Origin of the sequence: Gluconacetobacter brunescens, assembly GCF_048695475.1 — a bacterium.
In the GTDB taxonomy this organism is placed as follows: Bacteria; Pseudomonadota; Alphaproteobacteria; order Acetobacterales; family Acetobacteraceae; genus Gluconacetobacter.
Map to the genome: position 1 here is coordinate 253728 of NZ_JBLHEN010000002.1, position 26480 is coordinate 280207.

22 protein-coding genes, 1 tRNA gene and 1 pseudogene are annotated in these 26480 nt (G+C 65.7%); 10 read left to right on the forward strand and 14 right to left on the reverse strand.

The window, feature by feature from the left end; genetic code table 11:
* The first annotated feature begins 58 nt into the window (after positions 1-58).
* Positions 59-253 (forward strand): hypothetical protein, encoded by a 195-nt coding sequence (locus ACMAUO_RS13475; protein ID WP_420357499.1) that lies wholly within the window; start codon positions 59-61, stop codon positions 251-253.
* 6 nt (positions 254-259) lie between these two features.
* On the opposite strand, the gene ACMAUO_RS13480 is transcribed toward ACMAUO_RS13475, so the two are convergent.
* Positions 260-985, reverse strand: coding sequence for a DUF2459 domain-containing protein (locus tag ACMAUO_RS13480; protein ID WP_420357500.1), 726 nt, complete (start codon positions 983-985; stop codon positions 260-262).
* 126 nt (positions 986-1111) lie between these two features.
* Here ACMAUO_RS13480 and ACMAUO_RS13485 point away from each other — a divergent pair, with 126 nt between their 5' ends.
* Positions 1112-1861: a TetR/AcrR family transcriptional regulator gene (locus tag ACMAUO_RS13485; RefSeq protein WP_420357501.1), complete on the forward strand. Its 750-nt coding sequence runs from the start codon at positions 1112-1114 to the stop codon at positions 1859-1861.
* Positions 1862-1876: 15 nt separating this feature from the next.
* Here ACMAUO_RS13485 and ACMAUO_RS13490 read toward each other — a convergent pair whose 3' ends face one another.
* A complete protein-coding gene (locus ACMAUO_RS13490; protein WP_420357502.1) occupies positions 1877-2662 on the reverse strand; it encodes an IclR family transcriptional regulator in 786 nt (261 codons plus the stop codon).
* A gap of 94 nt (positions 2663-2756) precedes the next feature.
* Between ACMAUO_RS13490 and ACMAUO_RS13495 the strand changes: the two genes are divergently transcribed.
* From ACMAUO_RS13495 to attM, 3 genes are all read left to right on the forward strand, one after another.
* Entirely contained in the window at positions 2757-4223 is a 1467-nt protein-coding gene (locus ACMAUO_RS13495) for an NAD-dependent succinate-semialdehyde dehydrogenase (protein WP_420357503.1), read from the forward strand.
* A 58-nt stretch (positions 4224-4281) separates the two neighbouring features.
* Entirely contained in the window at positions 4282-5442 is a 1161-nt protein-coding gene (locus tag ACMAUO_RS13500) for an iron-containing alcohol dehydrogenase (RefSeq protein ID WP_420357504.1), read from the forward strand.
* 68 nt (positions 5443-5510) lie between these two features.
* Entirely contained in the window at positions 5511-6302 is a 792-nt protein-coding gene (gene attM, locus ACMAUO_RS13505; RefSeq protein WP_420357505.1) for an AttM family quorum-quenching N-acyl homoserine lactonase, read from the forward strand.
* Between the two features lie 20 nt (positions 6303-6322).
* Here the strand turns inward: attM and ACMAUO_RS13510 are convergent, their stop codons facing one another.
* The gene (locus tag ACMAUO_RS13510) at positions 6323-7399 is read right to left on the reverse strand and encodes an ABC transporter substrate-binding protein (RefSeq protein WP_420357506.1); all 1077 of its coding nucleotides are present in this window, start codon (positions 7397-7399) and stop codon (positions 6323-6325) included.
* Between the two features lie 185 nt (positions 7400-7584).
* Between ACMAUO_RS13510 and ACMAUO_RS13515 the strand changes: the two genes are divergently transcribed.
* Positions 7585-7660, forward strand: a tRNA-Asn gene (locus tag ACMAUO_RS13515).
* Between the two features lie 361 nt (positions 7661-8021).
* Here the strand turns inward: ACMAUO_RS13515 and ACMAUO_RS13520 are convergent.
* The 3 genes and pseudogenes from ACMAUO_RS13520 to ACMAUO_RS13530 form a co-directional block, all read right to left on the reverse strand.
* On the reverse strand, positions 8022-10922 hold the full coding sequence (locus tag ACMAUO_RS13520; protein WP_420357507.1) for an autotransporter outer membrane beta-barrel domain-containing protein: 2901 nt from the start codon (positions 10920-10922) through the stop codon (positions 8022-8024).
* A gap of 435 nt (positions 10923-11357) precedes the next feature.
* Positions 11358-11543, reverse strand: a pseudogene (locus ACMAUO_RS13525) (hypothetical protein); the annotation flags it as partial.
* A gap of 27 nt (positions 11544-11570) precedes the next feature.
* Entirely contained in the window at positions 11571-12206 is a 636-nt protein-coding gene (locus ACMAUO_RS13530; protein WP_420357508.1) for a LysE family translocator, read from the reverse strand.
* Between the two features lie 237 nt (positions 12207-12443).
* On the opposite strand from ACMAUO_RS13530, the gene yghU reads away from it, so the two are divergent.
* Positions 12444-13319, forward strand: a complete 876-nt coding sequence (gene yghU / locus ACMAUO_RS13535) for a glutathione-dependent disulfide-bond oxidoreductase (RefSeq protein ID WP_420357509.1) — start codon at positions 12444-12446, stop codon at positions 13317-13319.
* Between the two features lie 103 nt (positions 13320-13422).
* Here the strand turns inward: yghU and ACMAUO_RS13540 are convergent, their stop codons facing one another.
* The 3 genes from ACMAUO_RS13540 to ACMAUO_RS13550 form a co-directional block, all read right to left on the reverse strand.
* On the reverse strand, positions 13423-14451 hold the full coding sequence (locus tag ACMAUO_RS13540) for a hypothetical protein (RefSeq protein ID WP_420357510.1): 1029 nt from the start codon (positions 14449-14451) through the stop codon (positions 13423-13425).
* Between the two features lie 164 nt (positions 14452-14615).
* Positions 14616-15023: an ArsR/SmtB family transcription factor gene (locus ACMAUO_RS13545; RefSeq protein WP_420357511.1), complete on the reverse strand. Its 408-nt coding sequence runs from the start codon at positions 15021-15023 to the stop codon at positions 14616-14618.
* Positions 15020-15676 carry a peroxiredoxin gene (locus ACMAUO_RS13550; protein WP_420357512.1) on the reverse strand — a complete coding sequence of 219 codons (657 nt, stop codon included), beginning with the start codon at positions 15674-15676 and terminating at the stop codon, positions 15020-15022. The genes ACMAUO_RS13545 and ACMAUO_RS13550 overlap by 4 nt, the downstream gene beginning before the upstream one ends.
* A 108-nt stretch (positions 15677-15784) precedes the next feature.
* Between ACMAUO_RS13550 and ACMAUO_RS13555 the strand changes: the two genes are divergently transcribed.
* From ACMAUO_RS13555 to ACMAUO_RS13565, 3 genes are read left to right on the forward strand one after another with little or no spacing between them, the layout of a single operon-like run.
* Complete coding sequence (locus ACMAUO_RS13555; protein ID WP_420357513.1) at positions 15785-16711, forward strand: MBL fold metallo-hydrolase; 927 nt, start codon at positions 15785-15787, stop codon at positions 16709-16711.
* Between the two features lie 40 nt (positions 16712-16751).
* The gene (locus ACMAUO_RS13560; protein ID WP_420357514.1) at positions 16752-18440 is read left to right on the forward strand and encodes a bifunctional protein tyrosine phosphatase family protein/NAD(P)/FAD-dependent oxidoreductase; all 1689 of its coding nucleotides are present in this window, start codon (positions 16752-16754) and stop codon (positions 18438-18440) included.
* A gap of 2 nt (positions 18441-18442) precedes the next feature.
* Complete coding sequence (locus ACMAUO_RS13565) at positions 18443-19216, forward strand: sulfite exporter TauE/SafE family protein (protein ID WP_420357515.1); 774 nt, start codon at positions 18443-18445, stop codon at positions 19214-19216.
* Here the strand turns inward: ACMAUO_RS13565 and ACMAUO_RS13570 are convergent, their stop codons facing one another.
* Genes ACMAUO_RS13570 through ACMAUO_RS13590 form a run of 5 tightly spaced genes read right to left on the reverse strand, consistent with a single transcriptional unit; the run spans position 19217 to position 26479 of the window.
* Positions 19217-20101: an NAD(P)-dependent oxidoreductase gene (locus ACMAUO_RS13570; RefSeq protein ID WP_420357516.1), complete on the reverse strand. Its 885-nt coding sequence runs from the start codon at positions 20099-20101 to the stop codon at positions 19217-19219.
* A 54-nt stretch (positions 20102-20155) separates the two neighbouring features.
* The gene (locus ACMAUO_RS13575; RefSeq protein WP_420358267.1) at positions 20156-21571 is read right to left on the reverse strand and encodes a TolC family protein; all 1416 of its coding nucleotides are present in this window, start codon (positions 21569-21571) and stop codon (positions 20156-20158) included.
* Positions 21572-21591: 20 nt separating this feature from the next.
* The gene (locus ACMAUO_RS13580) at positions 21592-22719 is read right to left on the reverse strand and encodes an ABC transporter permease (RefSeq protein ID WP_420357517.1); all 1128 of its coding nucleotides are present in this window, start codon (positions 22717-22719) and stop codon (positions 21592-21594) included.
* Positions 22716-25493: a ribosome-associated ATPase/putative transporter RbbA gene (gene rbbA, locus ACMAUO_RS13585; protein WP_420357518.1), complete on the reverse strand. Its 2778-nt coding sequence runs from the start codon at positions 25491-25493 to the stop codon at positions 22716-22718. The genes ACMAUO_RS13580 and rbbA overlap by 4 nt, the downstream gene beginning before the upstream one ends.
* A complete protein-coding gene (locus ACMAUO_RS13590) occupies positions 25490-26479 on the reverse strand; it encodes an HlyD family secretion protein (protein ID WP_420357519.1) in 990 nt (329 codons plus the stop codon). Before ACMAUO_RS13590 ends, rbbA begins: the two co-directional genes overlap by 4 nt.
* Between the last annotated feature and the right edge of the window lies 1 nt (position 26480).

The window sequence follows — 26480 nt, forward strand, 5'->3', positions numbered from 1 at the left end:
CGGAACGAACGCCGCGCGATTGAGCAGATGGCTACCCTTCCCTCACGAGGCCTCCTCCATGACCGACGCCCCGCTGCCGCGCCGCCTGCCCTGCCTGTCCGCCGCCCTGTGTCTGATCCTTCTCCCGCTGGCCGCATGCAGTTCCGCCAGCGGCGACGGCGATGACCATCCGCCCCGCGATCACAAGGTCATCGTCGTGCCGCGCGGCACCGATGTCGTCTGTCCGGATGGCAACCATCCGCCCTGTCCTTGAAATCCGTCACGGCGCCATCCGGGGGCACAGCATCCTTGCCGCGCGCGCACCGCGCGCCATGACCTGGTCCGCGAACACCACGCCATTGTCCGAAACCGGCAGGCCTGCCCGCCCCAGCGCCTGCGCCACCCATCCGTTACAGGTATGGAACAGCGTGTAGCGGCTGCGCGCCGCATAAAACAGGCTCTCCGGCCGATGGCCGACCGCGACCAGTCTCGGCCTGCCGTCACGCCCCCTTTCCAGATCCTCTCCGATGAAAGCCGACAGACGATCGGTTTCCTCCCTGCTCATCGGCAGCACCACCACCGCATCCGGGCCATAGGCCAGATCGGGCGTGGTGGTCATGGCAAAGACTTGCACCACCGCCGGGCCGGGAAACGGCCCGATCAGATATTCTTCCACGCTGGACGCGGGCGCGGTGAAGAACGTCTTCTTGCCATAGCCGAACAGAATGGTCCGCGCCCCGGGAAAGATCTCGCGATAAACCGCCAGCGGCCCGGAAAGTGCCGCCACCGGCACACCGATTTCGGTATGCCACCCCCGATCGACCAGATAGACCGCATTCGTGCCCACGGCCCGGCAGGTGGGGGGCCGGCCGGCTCCCGCACAGCCGGCCAGCAGGAATGCCACGGCGGCCAGAAACGGCAGGCGCGATAAAACGGCGTATCCGCCCGTCATCCGCATCGACAGCCCATACGCAACCTCGTCACAACAGCCGGGGAAATGGGGCACGCCCCACGACCGATAACCCGCGGATCGGCTGCCGGTTGACCCTCATGCCGCGCATCAGGCCATGGAACATGAACCGGGCATGCATTAAGAATCACCGGGACTCGGATATCAGGAGTACAGGGCGGCGTGAGCGCGAGGCAGAAAACCACCGGTCCGAACAGGACGCATGACGATCCCCCGGGGCGCCCGGCCCGGCGCGGCCGCGCACAGGCCCCCTCGGCGGCCGACACCGTCCCGAACCCGGAACGCCGACAGGAAATCCTGGAAATCGCGGCCAAGCTGTTCGCCGAATATGGCTACAAGGCGACCTCGATCCGCGAGATCGCCGAGCGGGCCGGCATGATGGGCGGATCGCTATACTACCACATCCGCTCGAAAGAGGCCCTGTTCATCGAAATCCACGACCGGGCGCTGGATGCGGCGGCGCGGCGGGTGCGCGCCGCCATGGCCCCGCACACCGCGCCATGGGCAAGGCTGGAGGCGGCGTGCAGCGAGATGCTGGAAATCCAGCTCAATGCCGAATCCCTCACCCTGCCCATCATGAACAATTTCCGCTCGGTGCCCGAGGAGGTGAAAGCCGTCCTCGTCAAGAAGCGCGACGAGTTCGAAACCATCTTCCGCGACATCGTCGACGCCCTGCCCCTGCCGCCGGAGATGGACCGCCAGATCTATCGCATCCTGCTGCTGCGCCTGCTCAACACGGCGGATACCTGGTACCACGAGGGCCGCATGTCCCGCGCCGAGATCGCGACACAGATCCTCGCGATCTTCCGCCACGACGCCCCGGCCGCAGCGTGTGCGAAGCGCACGACGAAAAGCAGCACGAAGGCCGCCCCGAAAGGAACCCCGGCCCGCAAACGCCGCGTGGCGGCATAAAACCAGCAGGGCCGGTCAGCCACCGCCCCCCAGCCGGCGCGACAGGTCGGCGGCGGCCTCGACCAGGCTGCGCCCCAGCGTCCCGATCATGTCCGGCGTCGCCTCGCTGCGCGTAAGCGACAGCGCCAGCGCCGCCACCGCATGGCCGGTATGGTCGCCGACCGTCGCCCCCAGGCAGAACAACCCCTCGCGGATCTGCCCGTCGTCGATCGAAAAGCCCCGCTCCCGCGTCTCGGCCAGTTCCCGCCGCAGATCGGGCAGCGAGGCCACGCTGTAGCGCGTCAGCGGTGGTGGAAACCCCGGCGCGAACAGCGCATCCACGTCCCGCTCGGGCCGGGCCGCCAGCAGGGCCTTGCCCGTCGCGGTAAAAGGGGCGGGCAGACGCATGCCGATCCGAAAGGCCACGTCCAGCGGACGGTTGGCATCCGAACAGGCGATATAAACCACCTCGCCGCCGTCCAGCACCGTCATCGTCACGGTGAAGCGTTCGAATCGCCGCGATTCGGCGATGGCCTGCCGAAAGACCGAAACCAGATCGGTCCGGGCCAGGAAATCGCCCGCCCAGCGCAGGGGATGCGGCCCCGTCCGCAGGCTGCCATCGGCGGCCCGCACCAGCAGCCCCAGTTCCTCCATCGCCTGCACCAGCCCATGCGCCGTGCTCTTGGGCAACCCCAGCGCGCGCGCCAGTCCCGAGAGCGTCGGCGCGTCGGAAGAGGCCGAAATATGGTCGAGAATCGCCACCGCCCGACGCAGCGCCGGCACATGGGCCCCGGCGGACCTGATCTGATCGTGAGCCTGCACCGCCTTCTCCCATCTTGACCGGAGAAGCGCGATGCTCCCACAGTTCATCATAATGACCACTCGTTCAATATACTGAACGACCAAGGAGACGGCAATGGTGGAGACGGCAATGGTAACGCTGAAAGACCCGACCCTGCTGCGGTCGGACTGCCTGATCGACGGCAAATGGACAGCCGCCCCCGGCCGCACATCCCCCGTGACCGACCCGGCAACCGGCCACGTCGTCGGCCTGGTGCCCGATCTGGGCGCGGCCGAGGCCGAGACAGCGATCGCGTCGGCCGCCCGTGCGCTGCCCGCCTGGTCGGCCCGCACCGCGAAGGATCGCGGCGCCATCATGCGCCGCTGGTTCGAACTGGTGATCGCCAATGCCGACGACCTGGCGGCGCTGATGACGGCCGAACAGGGCAAACCCCTGGCCGAGGCGAAAGGCGAGGTCATCTACGCCGCCTCGTTCCTCGAATGGTTCGCCGAGGAAGCCAAGCGCACCTACGGCGAGACCATCCCCGCCCCCACCGCCGACAAGCGGCTGCTGGTCATCAAGCAGCCGGTCGGCGTCTGCGCCGCGATCACGCCGTGGAACTTCCCCGCCGCCATGATCACCCGCAAGGCCGCCCCCGCGCTGGCCGCCGGCTGCACCATGATCGTCAAGCCCGCCGAACAGACGCCGTTGACCGCGCTGGCCCTGGCCGTGCTGGCCGAGCGGGCGGGCGTGCCGGCCGGCGTCTTGCAGGTCATCACCGGCGACGCCCGCGCCATCGGCGGCGTGCTGACCGGGTCGGACGTGGTGCGCAAGCTGTCCTTCACCGGCTCCACCGAGGTCGGGCGCATCCTGATGGCCCAGTCCGCCCCCACCATCAAGAAACTCAGCCTGGAACTGGGTGGCAACGCCCCCTTCATCGTCTTCGACGACGCCGACCTCGACGCGGCGATCGAAGGCGCCCTGGCCTCGAAATACCGCAATGCCGGCCAGACCTGCGTCTGCGCCAACCGGCTCTACATCCAGTCCGGCATCTATGACGCCTTCGCGGCCCGCCTGGCGGAGGCGGTGCGGAAGATGAAACTCGGCCTGGGCACCGAACCCGGCGTGACCGTCGGCCCGCTGATCGACGAAGCCGCGGTCAGGAAGGTCGAATCCCACGTCGCCGACGCGCTGGCCCAGGGCGCGACATTGGTGACGGGCGGCAAGCAGCCCGCGCTCGGCGGCAATTTCTACGAACCGACGATCCTGACCGGCGTGACCCAGAAGATGAAGGTCGCCCGCGAGGAAACCTTCGGCCCCGTCGCCCCCCTGTTCCGCTTCGAGACCGAGGAAGAGGTCATCGCCATGGCCAACGATACCGTGTTCGGTCTGGCGGCCTATTTCTACACCGAGAATGTCCGCCGGGTCTGGCGCGTCGCCGAAGCCCTGGAATACGGCATGGTCGGCCACAATACCGGCCTGATCTCCAACGAGGTCGCGCCCTTCGGCGGCATCAAGCAGTCCGGCCTCGGCCGCGAGGGCTCGCGCCACGGCATCGAGGAATATCTGGAAATCAAATATCTCTGCTCCGCCATCGGCTGAAAAAACCCAGCATCGGAGCAGGATCGTTCAAAAAACAAGACCAAAAGAGAATAACGATATGACCTTCACTCCCTTCGGCTTCACCACGGTTCCCCATATCCATGTGGAATGGGGCGGCGCCCACCGGCTGGGCGAGAAGCTGGCCGGGCAGTTCGATGCCCGCTCGGCCCTGCTGGTCACCGATGCCGGACTGGTCCGCGCCGGACTGATCGACCCGGTGCGGGCCTCGCTGGAACAGGCCGGCTTTCAGGTCACGATCTTCGATGCAGTCGTCGCCGACCCGCCGGAAAGCGTGGTTCTGGACTGCACGACCGCCGCCCGGGCACGCGGCGTGGATATCGTCATCGGGCTGGGCGGCGGCTCGTCACTCGACATCGCCAAGCTCATCGCCGTCACGGCGGGGTCGACGCAGGACCTGTCCACGATGTACGGCGTCGGCAACGTCACCGGCACGCGCCTGCCCCTGGCGCTGGTCCCGACCACCGCCGGCACGGGGTCCGAAGTCACCAACATCTCGATCATCACCACGGGCGAGACCACCAAGATGGGCGTCGTCTCGCGCCAGCTCTACGGCGATTTCGTGCTGCTCGATGCGGCGCTGACGGTCGGCCTGCCGCAGATCCATACGGCGGCAACCGGCATCGACGCCATGGTCCACGCGATTGAGTCCTATACCTCGAAATTCAAGAAGAACCCGATCTCGGACATGCTGGCGCGCGAGGCGCTGCGCCTGCTGTCCGCCAACCTGCTGCCCGCATGCCGCGACGGCCATAACCACGCGGCGCGCGAGAAGATGCTGCTGGGCGCCCTGTTCGCCGGCCAGGCCTTCGCCAACGCACCGGTCGCCGCCGTCCATGCGCTGGCCTATCCGCTGGGCGGCCATTACCACCTGCCCCACGGCCTGACCAACGCCCTGATGCTGGGTCCGGTGCTGCGCCACAACGCCCGAATCGCCGCCCCGCTCTATGCCGAACTGGCCGATGTCGTGGGTGCGCCGGGCGAAGGTGACATCCACGCCCGCGCGGCCGCCTTCGTCACGCATATGATGCATCTGATGGACGAAAGCGGCGCCCCCCGCCGGCTGCGCGACGTCAAGGTGACCGACAACAGCCTGGCCATGCTGGCCCGCGACGCCATGAAACAGACCCGGCTCCTGGTCAACAACCCGGTCGAAATCACTGAAGAGGACGCCCTGGCCCTGTATCGCGAAGCCTTCTGAACGTCCCCGCGCGATCCAGTCGAAACCACGAGGCCGGAATACGGCCCAAGCCATGAAGAAGCACCGCCATGAGCGATATCCGGCTTTACATGTTTCAGAGCGGATCCCTGAAATGCAAGCTGCACAACATCAAGATGAACGAAGGGAACGGCGCGGACTATGAAATCCCGGTCCCCTTCTTCCTGATCACCCATCCCAAGGGCCACACGATCATCGACGGCGGCAACGCCGTCGAGGTCGCGACCGATCCGCGCGGCTGCTGGGGCGGGATCTGCGACGTCTACTGGCCCATGATGACCGAGGAAGACGGATGCGTCGCCCAGCTCGCCCGCCTGGGCATCCGGCCCGAGGACGTGCGCTACGTCCTGCAATCGCACCTGCATCTGGACCATACCGGGGCGATCGGCCGTTTCCCGAACGCCACCCACATCGTCCAGCGGGCGGAACATGAGTATGCCTACACGCCCGACTGGTTCGCGGCGGGTGGCTACATCCGCCGCGATTTCGACCGCCCGGGACTGAAATGGCAGTTCCTGAACGGCATCGCGGACGACCAGTACGACCTGTATGGCGACGGCGTGCTGACCACGGTCTTCACGCCCGGCCACGCGCCTGGGCATATGTCATTCCTGGTCCGGCTGCCCGGAACCGGGGCCACCCTGCTGACGATCGACGCCGCCTACACGCTCGACCACTGGGAGGAACGCTCCCTGCCCGGCTTCCTCACCTCGACGATCGACAGCGTGCGCTCGGTGCAGAAACTGCGCGTACTGGCCGAACGAACCGACGCCCGCATCGTCACCGGCCACGATCCCGAGGCCTGGGCCCGCTTCCGGCAGGCGCCCGAATTCTACGATTGAAATCCAGCGCCGGGCCGGCGTCAGGCCGGCCCGGCATCCGGGATCAGAAACGCGCCGGATTCATCGGCCTCCAACACATTGACGCAGAGCCGCCGCGCATAAGCCGCCGAACCGACCGCATCGGGCACGCGATCCAGCAGCTTCATCTCGTCGACATATTGCGACACCTGCACCCGCAGGTCATGCCCCACGGGGCTGACACCCAGGCTCTCATGCCGCAGCATCGCCAGGATCTGGGCGGCATCCATGCCATCCGTCGCCTCGGCCATCAGGCCGGCGGCCTCGTCGGGATGCAGGCGGATCCAGTCCGAAGCCGCCCGCAGAGCCATCACCAACGTCGCCGCCCCCACCGGGTCGGACCGCAGCAGGGCGTCGGAGAGGCCGAGGGCCAGATTGGTCCGTTGGCCGTAATGGCCGCTCGTGCTGTTCTCCAGTTCGAAGAACAGCGTATCCGGCGCGTGAAGCCATAGCCATGCCTGCGGGTCATGCGCCGCCACGGCGTCGATCTCACCGGCCCGCGCGGCCTCTTCGATTTGTGTCGGCGCCAGGGTCACCCAATGCACCGCATCGTCCGGATTGATGCCCTTGCGCCGCATCATGACCGAGAAGAACAGCCGGTCGGCCATGTCCTGGTCCGTCACCGCGATTCGCATTCCCGCGACATTATCCAGCCGCGAGCCCTTGACCCCACGCCGCACCAGCAGGCGGAAGCCCCCCGATTGCAGGCCGCTGACGAGATGGACCGGAATCGGGCCAAGACGGTAACGGTCCAGCCAGGTCAGAATCGGCGCGGCAGCGCCAACGGCCCGTCCTTCCACCACATCCGCGATGGTCGTGCGACCGGTCCGCGCACCGTCCACAAGGGCCACGTCCAGATTATACGTGCCGAAAAACCGCGCCTGCGCGATATGAAACAGCAGGCGATTCGACGACGGCCAGGACAGGACCAGCCGCCGCGCCCGCCCGTCGGGCACGAGCTTGTGCATCACCACCGGCCGGGGGCGCTGATGATGCACCACCACGGCGCCCACAACCGCCACGCCTGCTGTCACGCCGCCCGCGCCAAGCAGCAGGCGCCGCCGCGTCAGGCCACGCATGGATGACCGGCCTTCTGATCCATCCCCGTCTCAGGCCTCCTTCAGCCCATGTCCGGCGCGGTGCAGATCATCGCGCACGAGGCTTCTTCGCATGGTTGGGGCCTCCTCTCCTAGCCGTCAAAAAAAAACGCATCAGGGGGTTTACCTCCGTCCCGAACCTCCGCTATACGGTGCCCCGGCGCTGATCCCGAATAGCTCAGTTGGTAGAGCAAGCGACTGTTAATCGCTGGGTCGTAGGTTCGAGTCCTACTTCGGGAGCCACCCTTCTTGAAAATTAAGGCCAGATCAGGGAGTAGCAGAGGTGCTTCCCTCCAGACCTGATCTGAATACTGTTCGGTCAAATTCCGAACCATCACAATAATGTCCCGTCCTTCGCGCTTTACAGCCAGAACGAACTCGCTCCAGCCGGTCGCGGTCACCGGTCTTTAGGTGGCTGATCATTGTCGTGGCGCGATTTTGGCTTTCACGTCCACGATGATGCTTTACCGAAGCACCGGAAACACGCACCGGGTCGCTTCCGGCATTCATGTGTCAGGCAAGCACTGAGGGGTTGTCCCCTCAGTGCTTCCTTTCTCCAGACACGCTCCGAAGCTCAGAAATTGGAAGCCCGGAAGAGAAAAGATCAGAATTTGAGCCGGAATTTCCCACGGATGCCGCTGTCGATGGAACGTTCGCCATACTGGCCGATATAGGACACGCCGACATCCATGCGGTCACTCATCACCGCCTTCAGTCCCGCATCCAGCACCGCCGCATTTTCCGACAGGGGCACGCCCGCGACATCGAATGCCGCTCCACCGCTCTGGGCGAAATATTCCCGCGTGGTGGGCGTCAGTTCCCCAAACGCGTGGCGATAGGCGAAGCTGGCATTGGGCACCAGCGTGACCGCCCCCGCGCGCAGGCGCGATGACATCCGCAGACCGAAGGTGGAATAGGTCGTACCGGTATCCGTCGCACGCCCCACCAGCGCGGCGGTGCCGCCATGTTCATGGAACCCGTCCGTATGCAGGTTAACGTAAGCAACATTGGCGAACGGCTCCAGCGCCACGGCACCGACGTCGAAACGGTACCCAAGGTCACCAAAACCCTGCGCCGTGCCGCCCATGTAAGCGCTGTTCTCTCGCGCGGAATATCCCGCAAACGCCACCCGCCGGTTCATGCCCAGCATATCCCACGAATAGGTCGCCCCGAGCCGCAGCGACAGCCGCCCCCAGTGCGTTCCCGCATATCCGCCCACCGACACGGTGTTGCTGTGGCCTGACGAATCGCGCGCACCCACGTCAAAAGCCGAATGCCCATAACTGACCAGCCCGCCGACCCGCCACGTGCCGAATACCGGGGCATCCGCGCCAAGGATAAAGCCACCGACGCTATGATGCATGCCCGCCGCGTTGCCGTCGCCCGCATTATGGCCCCATCCGCCATAGGCTTCGCCCCACATCGCGGCACCCTGCTGCCGGCACGTGCCATCGGTGCGGCGCCCCCGCAGCGTCGCGGTCGATTGCGGTCCCGCCCCCGGATCGCACGCCGCCCCGCGCAGGCGGTCGATCGCGGCGTTCCTCAGGTAAAAACTGTCCTGGATCAGCTCAGTCCGGGCGGAAGCATGGATTTCCCCCGATGTCGCATTGAACGCCTGCCGCCCCTGCGCATCAGTGCCGACAAGACCGACAGCCCGGCTCACGCCCGCTCCCCCCATTGCATCCAACGCGCCTGCCGCCCCCAGTTCGTTGCGCGTCACGGCCGCCGTGGTCAGGGCACGGGTCTGTTCGGCGCGCAGATAAACGTCATTGGCATCATACGCATCGACAACGGAATCAAACGCAGAAACCTGCGTATCGCCCAGCAGCGTATAAGTCCCGCTGACGCCCTGCGTGGCACTGAGGACGCGATATCCCGCAGAATCACGCAGGTCGCTCACCATGGCCTCCGATACCGCCAGTTGCGCGCCCTGGCCGATCGTCGCATGGCCGGCAACCGACACAAGACCGCCATTGGCAAGCAGGGTCGATCCCGCCTGCTGTTGCAGGTCGCCATTCACCGTCAGCGTGCCCGCGCCACCTTCGCCCCCCTGAAGGGTCGCACCCTGCTCGACCACGACGCCACCGACCGCACCGCTGCCCTCCAGCATCGCACCGGATCCAACTGTGATAGCAGAGGATGCCAGCGACCCGTCGACCGCCAATGCCCCGGCCACGACCTGCGTCTGCCCGTCGTAACCTGCGCCGTTGCCATTGTAAGTCAGCACCCCCCCTCCGGATTTCGTCAGGGAACCCGAACCGGACAGGATATTGTCGAGGGTATAATCGTCTTCATTGCGGACTTCGAGCGCCCCATGCGACACGATATCGCCCACGATGAGCGACCCGTCATGAAGTCCCAGTACCGTGTTGGTCGACGGCTGAAGGACAAAAGCTGCGTTTTCCCCCTGTATGGTGCCGTAATTCTCCAAATCCTGCACCATACCAGTGGCGGAGGGATTATTCACAAACGCCACCTGGTCACTGGAAATCGTGCCATAATTATAGAACGTCAAATTCCCCGCAATGCGTACGCCCTGCACCGCGCCAAAGATGGTGCCATAATTCGTGACCGTCATGGGCTGCTGTTCCATGCCCGTCAGCGTGGCGCCAATCTGCACAGACGTGATCAATCCGCCTTTCTCGTTTGTCAGGCTGATACCGTTAGTCAGGGCCACACCCTCGGATTCGTTCTCGCCACCATCCGAACCCACGCCGGCTGCCCCTGTGGCTTGGATAAGTCCGTAATTGTCAACGACAGCGTGGTTGTCGATATCGATTCCATCCCCGTCACCGGTTCCAGATCCGTCATATGCGCCAATAATGGTACCATAATTGACGACCTTGCCGGTTCCGTCAGACCCGACGCCCGAACCGTTGCGGCCGATAATCGTACCCCCCGCGGCATTATAGACATCCACATAGCCATCAGTCGTGATGCCATGGCGCTGGCCGGAAATCAGACCGCCAGCCTCGTTGATGACGGTGCCGGTGGGCGCGTCCTGGAAGTCAACGCCGTCATGGCTGTCGTCTGCCACCACGCTATCGGCATAAATAGTACCCGCATTGACCACCGTGGCATTCGCACCCGGACGGATACCATCGGCGTCGTCCGCTCGAATGACCCCGCCCGCATTATTGGTAATGGTGCTCGTATTGTCGGGACCGACAAAATCGTTCAGGTCGATCCCCTGCCCACCCGCAGTACTTTCGATCGTACCGCTGTTGGTAATGGAGACCGTGCCGCTGGTGGCATCACCCCCGTGGATACCATCGTCAGACGCACTCAATACCGCCCCCGCGCCGATATCGACGGACACATTGACAGGGTTCTTGATCGACAGACCCTTGTCGTCGTCAACAACCAGCGATGCTCCCGGCGCGAGAGAAAAACTCTCATTACCCGAAACCGACTTCGCCAGGGCAGGCTCGCAAATATCAGTTAGCGCCAGAAGGGCAGTCGAGGCTCCAACGGCAATATTGAAGACTAACGTGGGCTTTCTCATAATATCCTACAGAAATTTTTTCCCATATCCACGACGATAAATCAAAAATTTCACGATTGAAAGAACCCACGTCGACACGAATTCATAATGACAAAATCGTTATATTTCAGGCATTGAACGTCATATAAATCTAATAAATCGCTATTCATATCTTATTTTCTTCCACTTTTTATTTATAATCTATCCTTTATTCACCTAAATATGGCACAGATAGCACGATGGTATTTTTTTTCGATATTTTCATTTCACCAAATCGTAACTCTTTGTTACATTTTCATTCCATATGGAGGCTGTCGGTCGGCTTCCGCCGGCCATCCTTATGGCAAAGGACCGGCAACAATAACAACGATCCGGAGACGTGAATAGATTGAAGGACCGTCTATTTTTTCTACATTATTATTTATGGATATTTTGTTCGACGGACTACTTTTTATACTATACCTCTTCTGTTTTTTCACGGAGAGGCTTTCGGGATGTCATGATCCGCCATGCGGCGACGCTGGTTCTTTCAAGAAAGAGAACGCGGCGCATGTCGTAGACGATATCGGCCAGGCCGATCTTTATCGTCGCCCGTTTGACGCCGACGGTCCGGATAAAGAACCCCATCCCAGACGTCCGATCTAAGGCACGCCCGATCTCCAGCCGGGCTCACGCTCCCCGCTGCTCGGCCAGCATCCGCGCCGCCAGACCACCCAGAACGGTCGCCATGATCCAGCGCTGCGCCATGGCAAAACGCGGATTGGATTCAATAAATTTCGCCATTCTGCCAGCGGAAAGCGCAATGGCAGCATTCACCAGCACACTGATGAAAATCTGCATGGTTCCCAGAATCAGGATCTGGGCCAGCATGGACCTGCCGGGCACGGTAAACTGGGGCAACAGCGACAGATACATCACGGCGATCTTGGGATTCAGCAGGTTGGTCATGAAGCCCATGAAGAACAGCTTGCGATTGCCATCGGCCGCGAGCGCCCGAACCTGGAACGGCGACCGCCCCCCAGGCCGGATCGCCTGCCACGCCAGATAGAGCAGGTAGGCCGCTCCACCCAGCCGCAGCGCATCATAGGCATACGGCACGGCCATCACCAGCGCGGTGATCCCGAATGCCGCGCACAGCATGTAGAAGACAAATCCAAGCGCCACTCCGCCCAGCGAAACCAGCCCCGCGCGCGGTCCCTGGCAGATGGATCGGGAAATCAGGTAGATCATGTTCGGGCCAGGCGTCAGCGCCATGCCCAGCGCGACCAGCGAAAACGCGGCAAGATGCGTAACGGGCAAAATCATCGTCTGTCTCCTGGAAACTGGTCCAAAATGCCCACTGACCGCGATCCGCTCCCCCCAAGGGGCGCCCGCTCACCAGCCCGCATTGCAGGTCAAGCCTTGATGCCGGTCCATATTCCGGACTATCCGCCCCCAGGTCCAGCCCGCTCCTCCGGCCACATGGCAACGCAGCGCGCGCCTCGCTTCCGTTCCCATCCAGTCCTATCTTGTTGCGACAGCCCCTGATAGCGGAGAGCCACGATGACCGACCCCACCGACTACACCCCACCGAAAGTCTGGACATGGAACAGGTCGGGCAACGGCCAGTTCGCCAGCATCAACCGCCCGATCGCCGGGCCGACCCACGACAAGGCCCTGCCCATCGGCCGCCATCCGCTCCAGCTTTATTCGCTGGGCACGCCCAATGGCGTAAAGGTGACGATCATGCTGGAGGAACTGCTGGCAGCCGGCCATGCGGGGGCCGAGTATGATGCATGGCTGATCAATATCGGCGCGGGCGACCAGTTCGGCAGCGGCTTCGTCGCCGTCAATCCCAACTCCAAGATCCCCGCGATGGTCGACCATAGCGGGCCGGAAGCCGTCCGCATCTTCGAATCCGGCTCCATCCTGCTCTATCTGGCCGAAAAATTCGGCGCCTTCCTGCCGAAGGACATCGCCGGACGCACCGAATGCCTCAACTGGCTGTTCTGGCAGGTCGGCAGCGCCCCCTATCTCGGCGGCGGCTTCGGCCATTTCTATGCCTACGCGCCGCGGAAGATCGAATACGCGATCGACCGCTTCGCAATGGAAGCCAAACGCCAGATGGACGTGCTGGACCGCCGGCTGGCGGAAAGCCCCTATATCGCCGGCGACACCTACAGCATCGCCGACATGGCGATCTTCCCCTGGTATGGCGGACTCGTCAAAGGCTGGCTCTACGGCGCCGCCGCGTTCCTGAGCGTGCAGGACTACAAACATCTCCAGGCCTGGGCCGACCGCCTGCTGGAGCGCCCCGCCGTCCAGCGCGGCCGCATGGTCAACCGCATGAACGGCGAACCCTCAAGCCAACTCCGCGAACGCCACGACGCCAGCGACTTCCAGACCAAAACGGAGGACAAACGCGACCCGGCCGGATAGACAAGGCCACCCCTCCCGACGCAGACCCGGCGCGGGAGGGGCCACTACCGAACGGCCAGCCTCATAGCCTGCCGCGAAATACGGACAGGCTCCCGATCTCCCCCTATCCGTCCTGCCGGCTTTTCCCTCGCCGTTCGCGAATGGACACAACGCCCCCGATCGTAGCCTCGAAATGCAGGTCATGCCCGGCGGGCCGAGACACGGTTTCGGAGGGCGCGAAATAGAAACGATGATGCGGATAATCGAAAAGTACGACCCTGTTTTCGAAGAACGGCAGCCCGAGCATGGCCCACTGGATATCGCGCTGGACGGCAACCGGACCGTCCGAGAGCCGAACGCCATCCATCCTGAAATCGGCCAGCGACAGGCGCCGTCCGGTCGTCGTGAAGGTGTCGTAATGGGTGACGGTCAACTCCCCCTTTCCGACCGCGGAGGGCGAGAGTTCCGGCAGGTCACCCCAGGCACCCGGCAGGACGGTGGAACTCAGATCCGGGTTGGGACGAACCCATCGCGTCTTGCCGTCGATGGTAACCGGAATCTGGAAATCCTCACTCACCTCCACCGCATGGGCGTTTTTACCCATCAGGTCCCGCGCCGCATCGTGACAATCCGCGCTGTCGCTCATCGTCAGAAACGCCACCTGGCGATGCGGAATGTCCAGAAGAACCTGAAGATTGGTAAAGGCCACCACCCCCAGAACCCCCACGAGCGGCCGCCCATCGACCGATTGCGCCCCTTCGCTGAATAGCTGGATCGCATTGACCGGACCGGCCTGCACCTTGCCGATCTGAAAATCGTCGATGACGATCTGGCGCGCCTCCTCGCTATGGTAGCCATTGACCTGGACGATGACCTCATGCCGCTCGTCATGAAAAAGGTCGCCATGCCCGTCATGGAAATTGAAGTTTCTCAGATTGCGCACGTAAATTCTGTCGAACGCCGTACTGAGATACATCGCGGCATCCCGATTTTCGACACGCACCGGAATAATCGGCGTATCTCCGGCTCCACCAAGCAGCGGCAGGACCAGGGCGCTGCTGATGCAGCGATCCGGCTCCGCCGCCTCGGCGCGCGAAAAACCCATCGCCATCAGAAAGACCATCGACAGAAGCGGCAGGATACACCGACGCATGAAGCCATGCCCTCCCCGGATGCGCCGCCGTCACCAGATCACCCACGTCTTCGGCAACCCTCCAGCAATGCGTCAACGACCGCCGGAAAACAATCCCTCGGGCCACACGGCAGGGCTCCGGGAAATGATCACCTTCTACCCGACATCAACAATCGCGTGACCGGCTATGCCTGCCCCCGATCCGCCGGGCCTCCGACACGGGCGAATACCGCCCCCGCCTCCTCCCGCTTCCCGCCCCGGGAACGCGCCCATGCCGTTTCCCCAACGGTCTCCGAAACAACGGCCCCACCCAGCAGCCCAAGCAGGGCCCGTACCCGCCCAGCCTCCGCCTCATTCAGGAAACTATAGAAAATGGCGCGGGATTCCCGCTCCGCACGGATAGTGCCCGCGCGACGCAGCGCGCCCAGTTGCTGGCTCAGGACAGGCTGGCCGATACCGGTTTCACTTTCCAGCACGCTGACCGCCCGCGGCCCGTCGAGCAGCAGCGACAGGATCTGCAACCGCTGCGGCTGGGCGAACAGTTTCAGCCGGTCGGTCAACTGCCTGGCCTCCTCCGGCGTCAGGCCACTCACGCGGCGCTGTCCCGCCGCGTCCGCATGAACCAGGCCGGCCCGGCCGCCGCCGCGTCCTGCTGCGTCTGCGGCGCGGGCAGCACGGTGTCGTCTCCCGGCATCCACCCCTCGGGCGTCAGCACGTTGTCCGTGGCAACCGTCTGCAACGCCGCCACCAGCCGCAGCAACTCCGCCACCGAGCGACCGACCGACATCGGATACCAGACGACGGCCCGGATCACCCCCTCGGGGTCGATGGCATGCACGGCCCGGACGGTGGCGCTGCTCGCCGCCGTCACGTCCAGCATGCCATAGGCCCGGGCGATCGCCATCGAAGGGTCCTCGATGATCGGAAAAGGGATCGTCACCCCGAACTGGACCCGGATCGCCTCGACCCACGCCAGATGCGCGGAAAGACTGTCCACCGAAAGCCCCAGCAACGCGCAGTTCAGCGCCTGGAACCGATCGGCGGAAGCCGCGAACGCCAGGAATTCACTGGTACAGACCGGCGTAAAATCGGCGGGATGCGAAAACAGCAGCACCCACCGCCCCCGCAGTTCGCTCAGGCGCAGCGGCCCCTGCGTGGTCCGCGCAACGAAATCCGGCGCCACATCCCCGATCTTGGGAGCAACGACCGGCAAACCGGCAGGGCACGGAGAAACAGGATCGGTCATGGCTACGTTCCATAAGACGCATCCGCAGCTTGACGCAAGAGAGTTTAATTATTAAATAAACAATGAAAAGATAATTAATAATTTTCATTAATTATCAGGAGAACCCCGATGTCCGATCCCGTGCTGGCGGCAGCCGCCACCCAGATCCAAGATGTTGAACAGGGGCTTGTTCCGGCCCCGGTGGTGCGGACCTTCTTCGACGAACAGACCTTCACCGCCAGCCATGTCGTGCATGATCCCGCAACGCGCGATGCCGCAATCATCGACAGCGTGCTGGAATATGAAGCCGCCTCGGGCCGGACCAGCCATAACGCCGCCCAGCGGGTCGTCGACTATGTCCGGGCCGAGGGGCTGACCGTCCAGTGGCAGCTCGAAACCCACGCCCACGCCGACCATCTGTCGGCCGCGCCATGGCTCCAGCAGCAACTGGGCGGCAAACTGGGCATCGGCGCCGACATCACCCGTGTCCAGCATGTGTTCGGCAAGATCTTCAACGCTGGCACTGATTTCGCGCGCGACGGCTCGCAGTTCGACCATCTGTTCCACGACGGCGACCGCTTCGCCATCGGGCGCATTCCGGCCATCGCCCTGCATGTACCCGGCCACACGCCCGCCGACATGGCCTTCGTCATCGGCGACGCCGCCTTTATCGGCGACACGCTGTTCATGCCGGATTACGGAACGGCGCGGGCCGATTTCCCCGGCGGCGACGCCCGCCAGCTCTACCGCTCCATCCGGCGCCTGCTCTCCCTGCCGGACAGGACCCGCCTGTTCCTCTGTCACGACTACAAGGCCCCCGGCCGCGACCATTTCGCGTGGGAGACCACAATCGGCGCCGAGCGCCAGGGCAATGTCCACGTGCATGACGGCGTCACCGAGGACGCATTCGCCACCATGCGCACCGCACGCGACGCCACCCTGTCGCTGCCCAACCTGATCATGCCCTCCGTCCAGGTCAACATGCGCGGCGGCCGCCTGCCGGCGCCGGAATCCAACGGCACGCGCTACATCAAGATCCCGATCGACACGCTCTGAACCACCCTTCCTTTTCCGCTTCCCCCCGAGGTCCTCACCAATGGCTTTCCGTTCCCTGACGCCCCAGTTCTCCGTCTCTCCGCAATTGTCGGTCGCCGATGTCGGCAAGGCCGCCGCCGACGGGTTCAAGACCATCGTCTGCGCCCGCCCGGACGGCGAGAAGACCGGCCAGATCCCGGCCGGAGAGATCGAACGGGCGGCACGCGAACAGGGCCTGGCCTTCGTCGCCATCCCGGTTCCCTCGGGCAGCACGCCAGATGACGCAGCGGTGGCCGCCATGCGCTCGGCCCTCGGCACCATGCCCGGACCGGTCCTGTCCTATTGCCAGGGCGGCGGCCGGGCCGCGCGGCTGTGGGCGCTGGCGCAGGCCGGCACAATGCCGGCCGATGCCATCCTCAAGGCGGGAGAGAATGCCGGCATCGACCTGTCCGCGCTGGCACCGCGCCTGACCGCGCCCGAGACAGCGGTGGCACCGAAAGCCACCACCCCGAAACCCGCCCGGCATTTCAACGTCGTGATCGCCGGCGGCGGCGCGGCCGGCCTGGCCACCGCCGCCAGCATCCTGCGCCGCCGGCCCGGCCTCTCCCTCGCCATCGTCGAACCCTCCTCCACCCATTTCTACCAGCCGGGCTGGACCCTGGTCGGTGGCGGCGTCTTCACGGCCGAACAGACGAAGCGCCCTGAAGAGGGCCTGATTCCATCCGGCGCAACCTGGGTGCGCCAGGCGGTCACGGGCTTCCTGCCAGACCGCCACGAGGTCGCGCTGGATGACGGCGCCACCCTGTCCTACGACATACTGGTGGTCGCCACGGGCCTGACGCTGGACTGGGCGGCGATCCCCGGCCTGGCGGAAACGCTGGGCCGCAACGGCGTGACCTCCAATTACCGCTACGATCTGGCAACCTATACCTGGAAACTGGTGCAGGGCCTGAACCACGGCACCGCGCTGTTCACCCAGCCGCCCATGCCGATCAAATGCGCCGGCGCGCCGCAGAAGGCGATGTACCTGGCCTGCGATGCCTGGAGCCGGCGCGGCGTGCTGAAGGATATCTCGGTCGCGTTCGACACCGCGACGCCCGCTTTGTTCGGCGTGGCCGCCTTCGTGCCCGCGCTGATGGCCTATATCGAACGCTACGGCATCGACCTGACCCTGCGCTCCAAGCTGGTCGCGGTCGATGGCGACCGCCGCATCGCCACTTTCGAACGCACGACCGCCGACGGCACCACGCGCGTCGAACGGGGCTTCGACATGCTGCACGCCGTGCCGCCCCAGACCGCGCCGGCCGTCGTCAGCACCAGCCCGCTCGCCGGCGCCGACGGCTTCGTGGCCGTCGATCCCGCCACGCTACGCCATACCAGCTTCCCCGATGTCTTCGCCCTGGGCGACGTCGCCGGCACGTCGAACGCCAAGACCGCCGCCGCCGTGCGCAAGCACGCGCCGATCGTGGCGGTCAACGTCCTGGCGGCGCTGGACGGCAAGGCCCCCGTCGCGGCCTATGACGGCTATGGCGCCTGCCCGCTGACCGTCGAGCGCGGCCGCATCGTGCTGGCCGAATTCGGCTATGGCGGCCGGCTGGAACCAACCCTGCCGCTCTGGCTGCTGCGCGGCACGCAGCCCACGCGCCTGGCATGGTTCCTCAAGGAAAAGATCATGCCCCCGCTCTACTGGCACGCCATGCTGCGTGGGCACGAACTGATGGTCGCGCCCCGGATCGCGCCGAAAGCCTGAACATGCCCGCCGACCTCACCCATCTGGCGCTGGAACTCCTCTCCGGTGCCCTGGTCGGCTTCACGCTGGGGCTGATCGGCGGCGGCGGATCGATCCTGGCGGTGCCGCTGATGGTCTATGTCGTCGGCGTCGCCAACCCGCACGTCGCCATCGGCACCAGCGCCCTGGCCGTCGCGGTCAATGCGCTGGCAGGCGTGGCGCAGCATGCGCGCGCCGGCACCGTCAAATGGCGCTGCGCCGCGATCTTCGCCAGTTGCGGCGTCATCGGCGCCCTGGCCGGCGCCACGCTCGGCAAGGCGATGGACGGGCGCCGCCTGCTGCTATGCTTCGCGCTGCTGATGGTGGTGGTCGGCGTGCTCATGCTGCGCGGACGCCGCAATCTCGGCTGCGCGGGCGCCGCCTGCAACCGCCACAACATGCCCCGCGTGATGTCCTACGGGCTCGGGACCGGCCTGCTGTCGGGCTTTTTCGGCATCGGCGGCGGGTTCCTGATCGTGCCGGCGCTGATCGCCTCCACCGGCATGCCGATCCTCAACGCCATCGGCACCTCGCTGGTCGCCGTCGCCGCCTTCGGCGCCAGCACCGCCATCAGCTACATGGCCTCCGGCCTGATCGACTGGAACCTGGCCCTGCTGTTCATCGTCGGCGGCATCGCCGGCAGTTTCGGCGGCATGCGCGCGGCCCGGGCCCTGGCCGGTACCACCGGCGCGCTAACCGTTTTCTTCTCAGGCGTCATCTTCTGCGTCGCCACATACATGATCTGGCGCAGCATCTGATCAGCGCACCAGCCCCGCATCCCGGCGGGCATTTTCCATCAGCACCACGAAATCCCGGTCGGCATCCCCCGCTGCCATCGCCGCCAGAAACCGGTCCCGCGCGATCGCGGCGTAAGGCAGCGGCACCTGCAAATCATGGCCGGCGGCCAGCACCATCTCGGTATCCTTCAGCCCCAGCCGCACCGACGCGCCCGGATCGTCATAGGCCCGATCGACCATCATCTTCCCATAGTTCCTGTGCACCGGCGCATTATAGAAACTGCCGGTCATGATCTCGAACACCGTCTTCGGATCAATCCCCGCCTTCTCGTTCAGCGCGAAGACCTCCGCCATCTGCTCGATCGTGGACATGATCAAAAAGTTCAGCGACAGCTTGACCAGATTAGCATTCGCCGGGTCTTCGCCGGCCAGGAAAACCCGCTGCCCCAGCACCTCCAGCACCGGCGTCAGCCGCGTCACCGCCGCCTCCGCGCCAGCGGCGACGACGAACAACGTCCCGGCCTCGGCCGCCGGCGGCCGACCCAGCACGGTGGCGCTGGCATAGGCCTGCCCCCGTTCCCCATGGCCATCGCGCAGCCGGTGCGCCTGCGCCAGCGATATGGTCCCGCAACAGGCATGGATCGCCCCCGGCGCCAGCGCCGAAGCCACACCCTCCGGCCCGAACACAGCCGCCTGGATCGCGTCATCGTCGATCAGCATCGACAGCACGATCTCCGCCCCACGGGCGGCATCGGCCGGGCTCGTCGCCCGCCGCGCGCCCTTGGCCACCAGATCGTCCGCCTTCGCCTGCGTCCGGTTCCAGACCGTCAGGTCATGCCCGGCTTCCAGCAGCCGCCGCGCCATGGCGTGCCCCATCGCCCCCAGCCCGAGAAATCCGATCTTCATGCCCGCCTCCCCAAGACCCATCACCAAATCGGACATAGGGATGAAGCCGCCGCCTTACCAACCCCCGCCAAGGGCAGCCGCCAGCCTGATCGTCGCCATGGCCCGTCCATCTTCCGAGCGCACCCCCGCATCCTCGATCGCAATGGCATTCAGCCGCGCCTGAAGCGCGTCGAGCAGCGTCCCCTGCCCACCATCGAACAGCCCCATCCGGTCCCGCGCCTCGTGCTGCGCCGCCGCCAGCGCGGCCGACAGACCCTGCCCCTGCGCATCCAGGCCCGCCCGGCTTTCATACGCCGTCTCCACCTCCGAGAGCGCCTTCAGCAACGCCTGATCGTAGAGCGTAACCGCCTCGTCCAGCCGCGCATCGGCGGCACGGATCTGCGCATGGATGCGCCCGGCGGTGAAGATCGGCAGATAAGTCGTCAGCGCCATCAACCCGCCACTCCCCGACAGGCCCGGCAGCCCGTCGAAGCGCAGCCGCCCGTTGCCGCCGAAAAATTCCAGGCCGAAGCGCGGCAGCAGATCGGTCCGCGCACTGCGCAGCCGGTCCAGCGCGGCCCGCACCAGATCCCGACGGGCCCGGATATCAGGCCGCCGGTCCATCACCGCAACCGGCACGGTCCCGACAGGCACGGACGGGATCACGAACACCGCCGGCTGGGGAATGACCGGCGCCTGCTCCGGCGGCTTGCCCGACAGCACGGCGATCCGCCGGCGCCGCGTATCCATGTCGGCCACCAGCATCGGCCGCGTGGCCACCAGCACCCGGCGCCGCGCACGGATGGCGTCGATATCCGCCCGCGTCGCCTGCCCCGCCGCCATCCGCGCGGTGGCATAGACCTCCATGCGATCCAGCACCGTGGCGGAACGGTCGATCAGCGCCACCCGCCGCACATCATCCACCGCCCCGACATAGCTCTCCACCACATCCGCCGCGACCAGCATGCGGGTGCCGTGAAGCTGCTCCTCCACCGACTGCGCCACCGCCCGCACGGCGCGGAGATCGGCATGACGACCGCCAAAGATATCCGGCTCCCACGCGGCGGCCAGCCCGGCCAGATGCCCATCCGTTGCCGGATCGCCCAGATTGGGCGCGAGCGCCGCCGGCACCGCCGGATTGCTCCAGCCCAGCCCCCCACCCGCAATGTCGCCGGTCGCGCCGACGGTGGGATAGAGCGCCGAACGCGCCACCGTCACATAAGCCCCGGCCTGGCGAACATGATCCCGCGCCACCGCCAGATCCGGATTGGCCGCCAGCGCCCCCTCAACCAGCCGGTCCAGCACCGGGTCATGCCATGCCGTCCACCAGCGGGCGAGATCGACCGGCGCTCCGGCCGTGGCCGGCGCCTCGGCGAACCGCGCGGGCAGCACCACCTGCGACGGCGGCGCGGCGCTGTCCTTGACCGTGCAACCACCGGCAGAAACCGTGCCCAAAGCCAGGGCCGCCAGCCAAAGACAGCGGGATGACATTCGTTTCACGCCCAATCTCCTCACCCCTGTCTTGCCAGCATGGAGCGGAACCGCACCAGCGCCGTCAGCAGAAACAGCACGGCCGACACGACGATCACCAGCAGCGGCAGCCACACGGTTTCCAGCCCCGCGCCGCGATACAGGATGGATTGCGTCAGGCTGACGAACTGCGTCGTCGGCAGCACGCCGATCACCGCCTGCAACAGGGTGGGCATGTTCGCCACCGGCGTCGCGGCGCCCGACAGCAGATAGGCCACGGCATAGACCGGCACCGCCAGCAGGCCGAACTGCGGCATCGCCGGCGCAATGGTCGCCAGCATCATCCCCAGCGCCGAAACCGCGATCACATAGGCGAACAGGCACAGGGCAAAGAGGGAAAGCGACCCCGCCAGCGGCACCCCCAGCCAGACATGCACCACCAGCAGCAGCGACAGCAGGGACGCAACGAAAATCACCAGCGCATTGGCGACGATCTTGGCCACCGCGATCTCCCCCGCCGAGACCGGCAGCACCAGCAGATGCTCGATCGTGCCATGCTCGCGCTCGCGAATCACGGCGGCGCCGACAAGGATGATCGACAGCACGGTGACGTTCGTCACGATCTGCATCACCGAGGTGAACCAGGCGGATTCCGAATTCGGGTTGAAGCGGATACGCGGCACCAGATGAAAGGGCAGCGCCGGCCCCGCGACCGGACGCGGCATCGCCTCGGCAATCCGGCGCAGGAAGATATCCTGAAGATAGACGACCCCCAGCCCCGCCTGGGTCATAGCGGTGGCATCGACCTGGACATCGAGCGACGGCATCCGCCCGGCCAGCAGATCGGCCTCGAAACGCGGCGGCACATCCACGACGAAGATCAGCGTCCCCCGGTCCAGCCGGTCGCGCGCCGTCCCGCGGTCCACCAGCACCGGCGTCTGGAAATAGGGCTCCTGCACCCCCTCGCGCAACTGGCGCGACAGGGTGGACCGATCCTCGTCGATGAAGGCGATCGTGGCATGCGACACCTCGGCCTTCACCCCGTTGGCGACGATCAGGATCGCGGCGGTAAAGGCAAAGACGATCAGCCCCAGCAGCACGCCATCGCGGCGCAGGCTCAACGCCTCCTTGTGGCAGAGCAGCCCGACGGTGATCCACCAGCGCCTCATGGCTCCTGCTTCCGGATCAGCAAGCGGGCTCCCAGCATGCAGACGATCGCCGAAACCGCCAGCACGACATAGGCCGTGGTAAAGGTTCCGGCCCCCACACCCTTGGTAAAGCTGCCCAGGCTGATGATCTGGAACCACCCGGCGGGAAACGCCATGCCGACGCCATAGCCGAGGCCTGAAAGGGTCGAAACCGGATAGAGCAGCCCCGAGAAATTGACGCCGGGAATCAGGCAGATCAATGCGGCCCCGAAGATCGCGGCCACCTGCGAGGTCGTAAAGGCCGAGACCAGCAGCCCCAGCCCCGTCGCCGCGAACAGATAGAGCAGCGCCCCGAACGAAAGCGCCAGCAGCGACCCCTTCAGCGGCACGCCCAGCAGCGTCACCGACATCAGCACCAGCACCGCATAGGCCACCAGCGCCACCAGCACATAGGGCATCTGCTTGCCCACCAGATACTGCCCCACGGTAGCCGGCGAGGCGTAGAGATTGATGATCGAGCCGATTTCCTTCTCCCGCACCACGCCCAGCGCCGTCAGCATGGTCGGAATCAGGATCAACGCCAGCATGATGATTCCGGGCGTCATGGCGTAGACGCTGCGAAATTCCTGATTATAGGCAAAGCGCGGCAACACCTGCACCGGCAGCAGATCCAGCCGGACCACCCCCTTCTCGCGCATCATGGTCTGCTCGTACTGCATGACCACGCCTTCGGCGTACGAGCGGATATTGGCCCCCAGGAACGGCACCGCGCCATCGATCGCAAGCCCGACCGCCGGATCGCGCCCCGCCGCGACATCGCGACCGAACGCGGCAGGAATATCGATCCCGATATCGGCCTCGCCACGCCGCAGCCGTCCCTCCAAAGTCGCGCTGTCGGGCGAGGATGATTGCTGCACGAAATAGGGCGATCCCTGAAACTGCTCCACCAGTTCCCGGCTGGCCTCGCTATGGTCATGATCGCACACGGTGAAACGGATCGTGTTGACGTCGAATGAAATGCTGAAGGCGGCAATCAGCAGCAGCACGACCGGCCCGCCCACGGCAAACAGCAGCCGCAGCCTGTCGCGCAGCAATTCCACCGCCTCGCGCCGCCCGAACGCATAGGCCCGCGCCACCCAGCCACGGATGCCCGTCGCCGGCGCGTGCCGGCCAGAGGCCGCATGGGTGGACGCACCGGCCGCCTCCCCCGCCGGCGTATTCTCCTTGTCGCCCGCCATCGCCTCTTCAAGATAGGCGACGAAGGCATCCTCCAGCGTCGCGGCGTGCCGTGCCTGCACCAGCGCATCCGGCGTTCCCACCGCCAGCACCCGCCCACGATGCATGAACGAGATCCGGTCGCAGCGCGCGGCCTCGTTCATGAAATGGGTCGAAACGAAGATCGTCACCTGCTTCTCGCGCGACAGCGCCACCAGATGCTTCCAGAACATCTCGCGCGCGGCCGGGTCCACGCCCGATGTCGGCTCGTCCAGAATCAGGATCGACGGGTCATTGATGCACGCCGCCGCCAGTTGCAGGCGCTGCCGGATACCCAGCGGCAATCCCGCCGGCCGCAGATCCGCCACCCCGTCCAGCGAGAAATCCGTCAGCGCCGCCCGTACCCGCGCCTCGGCCTCACCCGCCGAAAACCGGAAAAGACGGGCTTGCAGCACCAGATTCTGCCGAACCGTCAATTCCTCATAGAGCGAGAACGCCTGCGACATGTAGCCGATATGCATCCGGCTCTCCAGGTCGCCCGCGCGCACCGGCCGCCCAAAGACCTTGGCACTGCCCGCGCTCACATCCAGCAGCCCGGTCAGCATCTTCATCGTGGTCGACTTGCCGCAGCCGTTGGAGCCAAGAAATCCGAAGATCTCGCCCCGCCCGATATGAAAACTGACATGATCGACGGCAACGAAGCGCCCGAACTGCTTGGTCAGCCCATCGGCCTCGATCGCGGGCGCCCCGCCCGGATCGTGATAGGGCGGAATCGAGAATGCGGAGGCCGCCGTCCGCTCAGCCTCGGGCAGCAGCGATATATAGGCTTCTTCCAGCGTGGCGCGCCCGGTACGGTGCAGGATGCTCTCGGTCCGGTCGCAGGCCAGCACCTTTCCGTCATTCATCGCCACCAGCCACTCGAACCGCTCGGCTTCTTCCATATAGGCCGTGGAGACGATCACGGTCATCCCCGGCCGCCGGGCGCGCAACTGGTCCACCAGCGTCCAGAACTGCCGCCGCGACAGCGGATCGACACCGGTCGTCGGCTCGTCCAGGATCACCAGGTCCGGGTCATGCACCAGGGCGCAGCACAGGCTGACCTTCTGTTTCATGCCGCCCGAAAGCTGGGCCGCCGGCCGATCCGGAAAGGGCGCCAGCCCCGTCGCCTCCAGAAGCTGCCCGATCCGCGCCTCGCGGGTCTCGGCATCCAGCCCGAACAGTCGCGCGAAGAAATCGATATTCTCCCGCACCGACAGGGTCGGATACAGATTCTTCCCCAACCCCTGCGGCATGAAGGCAACGCGGCTGAGAAAGGCTTCCCGCTCGCGCCGGTCGGCCATGTCGCACCCCAGCGTCAGCACCCGGCCGCCCTGAAGCCGCCGCACCCCGGCGATCAGCCCCAGCAGCGTCGATTTGCCAACCCCGTCCGGCCCGATCACGCCGATGGTCGTACCCGCCGGCAGGTCTACCGAAACATCTCGCAGCGCCTCGGTCTTCCCGTAGCGATGCCGAACATTTTCAACCCGTATCCCCGGCGACGCGGGCGGCGGCGTGGCGGGCGCGGGCAAGGTGCCGCTCACGGCGCGGCCCGGCGCGCTCCGGCGGGGCCGGCCGGCCAGGGGGCCGAGGCCTCGGTCCGCACATAGCCCTCACCCGTCATGCCGGCCTTCAGCAGGCCGCCCAGATCCTTCTGGGCCGCGCGCTCCACCCGCAGCCGGACCCGATAGACCAGTTGCTCGCGCTCGGTCGCGGTCTCGACATATTTCGGCGTGAACTGCGCCTCGGGCGAGATATAGGAAATCCGGGCCGCGACCGGGCCTGTTTCGAGATCGTCAAACACGATCCGCGCCTCGTCCCCCACCCGGATCTGCCGGACCACCCGCGCGGGAAAGAAAACCGTCAGATACGGGTCCACCGGGTCCAGCAGCGAATAAAGCCGCCCACCGGCCGGCAGAACGCTGCCGGCCTCGACGACACGATATTCGATCCGCCCGCCGACCGGCGCATGGATCACCATGTCATCGACCACGGTCCGCGCCTGCGCCACCATCGCCGCCGCCGCATCCACCGCGCGGCTGGCCTCCTGCACCGCCTGCGCCGCACCGTCACGCGCCCGTTCGGCGACATCCAGCGCGGTCTGCCGCTGCGTCACTTCCATGTCCGAAACCAGCATCTGCCGCCGCATCGTCCGGGCATGGGCCAGTTCGTCACCCGCCAGCCGCGCGGCCTGGGTCCGCGCCGCCAGTTCCGCCTGCGCCCGGCCCGTCGCCGCCTCGGCCTGCCCCTGCCGGGCCATGGCCGCCGCAAGCTGGGCCCGTGCCTCGGCGTCATCCTCACGCGCCAGAACCTGGCCCCGACTGACGACGTCTCCCTCCTGCGCGTCCAGCGCGCCGATCCGCCCCGGATATTTCACAGCCACGTCGATCCGCGTCAGTTCAAGCCGCCCGTTGGAATGATACAGGCCCGGCACCGACCGTCCCAGTTGCTGGTCCCACAGCCACCCGGCCACGGCAACAATGGCCAGCAGACCGGCCAGACCGCTGGCAACAAGGATCTTCCGTGACATC